This window comes from Actinomycetota bacterium (assembly GCA_030774015.1).
Lineage (GTDB): Bacteria > Actinomycetota > UBA4738 > UBA4738 > JACQTL01 > JALYLZ01.
Genome location: JALYLZ010000010.1, coordinates 1 through 2,112, shown reverse-complemented (window position 1 = coordinate 2,112; position 2,112 = coordinate 1). Strand labels below are relative to the sequence as shown.

Below are 2,112 nucleotides of genomic sequence, written 5' to 3'. Positions count from 1 at the left end.
GCCGAGCATGGCCCGGTCCTGGCCTTCGACCCGCAACAGCTCGCCGCAGATGTCCCGCGGCTGCGCTGGTCGCCGACCCGCGGCTGCGCCGACCCCCTCGTCGCGATCAACCGCGCGCGTGCTCTGGCCGCCGGAGCGCAGCTCACCAAGGGGACCACCAGCGACGGGGAGTTCTGGACCCAGATGGCCGCCGCCGTCTTGCGCGGCTACCTGCACGCTGCAGCCCTCACGGACCGTCCGATGAACGATGTCCTTGCCTGGGCCTCCCGACCCCAAGACCCCACCCCCATCCGGATCCTCAAACAAGACAGCGGCGCCGCGCCCGGTTGGGCCGAGGAACTCGCCGCCCAAGCCGGCGCCGACCCCCGCCAACGCGACAGCGTCTGGGCAGGAGTCCGCCGGTAAGTATTCGGTGTTCCCGTGCAGTAGCGACGGGTTCACCTTGTGTGGCAGGGGTTTTGGTCGTCAGGCTGGTGTGGTGAGGATGGCCTGGTAGGAGCGGTGCAGTGGGTAGAGGTAGACGTCTTTGACTGGTAGTGCCTGGGTGTGGTGGCGGTCGAGTTTGCCGCGTCCTTGGGTGTGTCCGACGTGGATCCAGTTCGCTGCCCGGTAGCTGGTCCCGGTGAAGCGGGGGGTCTCCACGAAGGTTTCGATGAGCACTGGGGCGTAGCCATAAGCGGCGCGCCAGTCGGTGGGTAGCCGGCGGGTGATTCGGCCCAGGACTGCTGAGGCCAGGTGGGGTACCCGCAGGTGCGGTGCGATGAGGAAGCGGGCGTTGCCTACGATCAGGTGCAGTTTGGCTTGGCGGGTGGCTGGGTCCCAGCCGAGGTGGGTGTCGCGGGCGGCGCATTTCCAGGCTGAGGCGGCGAAGCCGGCGGCGGCGACGATCCCGTGCTGTTCGGTGTCGATGAGGTAGCGCAGTTGCGCTCCGGCCATGGGGGTGTAGCCGAGGTAGTGGTGGGTGGCGATCAGGTCGCGGTAGCTGGCCGAGTCGGCCCGGGTGGTGACCAGGCGTAGGCGCAGTGGCCCGAGGGCGGGTAGGGCGGCGGTGACCGGTTCGGGACCGAACAGCTCGCCCTGTTCGGCGTTGCGGTAGCGGGGCAGCCGCCCGTTGCCGTTGGAGTTACGGGCCGCGGGGAGCGTGATGAGCTCATCGGCGGCCATCCGGTTGAGCGCTACCCGGGCGCTCATCGTCTTGAGTTGCCCGTCGGGGCGGCGCCAGCCCAGCTCGGCGCAGACCGCCTCGGCGATCTGGGCCCGGTTGGGCAGGGCGGCGGTCAGGGCGTGGATGCTCGCCAGCTCGGCGCCGGTGAACTCCCGCCCGCAGTAGCGCACGGCTGTGGTGGGCACGGCTGTGGTGGGCACGGCTTGGTGGGGGTGGCAGGTCATGGGGCCGGTCCGGTTCGCCAGCTGCCCAGGTCGGCCTCGGTGGCCGCCCACGGGGCGAACCGGGCCAGCTCGCCGCCTTCGGGGGCCTTGCCTCCGGCCTGCGCGCAGCTATCGAGGTAGGCGGTGAGGTAGGTCAGCACGTTGCACCTGGCCTGGGTGGCGGTGGCGGTGATGGTCCAGGTCGCGCTGGCACCTTCGGCGGAGACCACCGATCCGCTGCCGTAGAAGTTCTTGCGCCCGACGACCGGGGTGCGTAGGGCTCGTTCGGCGGTGTTGTTGTCCAGTGGCAGCTCGGGGAACTGCTGGTGGCGGGCCAGGCCTTCCCACTCCCGGTCCAGGGTGGCGAGCACCTCGGTGGCCCGCGGGTGCAGCGCGGGTAACGTGGCCTGCGAGCGCCGGTCGGCGTCGATGCCGTCCAGCGCAGCAGCGAACTGGGCGGCGGCGTCACGGTAGGCGCCGCTGTCGGGTGCGGCCACCTTCATGGCCGCTCGGGCTAGGTACAGCGCGCCGATCCGTGCCACCCACGCCCCGGCCCAGCCGGCCAGGTCGGGGCAGGCATCGCCGGCCCGGATGAAGTAACGCCGGATGTGCGCCCAGCACCACAGGTTGTCGACCCGCTCAACGGTGCTCAGTGCCTGGTAGACGGCGTAGAAGTCGCTGGACAGCACCAGGGCCTGTCCAGCCGGCAGCGCCCTGGTGTCGGGGTCGAGCCCGAGGTGGCTG

Annotated in this window: 3 protein-coding genes; 1 reads left to right on the top strand and 2 read right to left on the bottom strand. The window is 70.9% G+C overall.

The window, feature by feature from the left end; genetic code table 11:
* Positions 1-405 (top strand): type VI secretion protein (locus M3Q23_00675; protein ID MDP9340628.1); only part of this gene is annotated, 405 nt, incomplete at its 5' end.
* A gap of 60 nt (positions 406-465) precedes the next feature.
* Here the strand turns inward: M3Q23_00675 and M3Q23_00670 are convergent.
* Positions 466-1,365, bottom strand: coding sequence for a DUF4338 domain-containing protein (locus M3Q23_00670; GenBank protein MDP9340627.1), 900 nt, complete (start codon positions 1,363-1,365; stop codon positions 466-468).
* A 20-nt stretch (positions 1,366-1,385) separates the two neighbouring features.
* The coding region (locus tag M3Q23_00665) for an IS66 family transposase (protein MDP9340626.1) at positions 1,386-2,112 on the bottom strand (727 nt) is incomplete at its 5' end.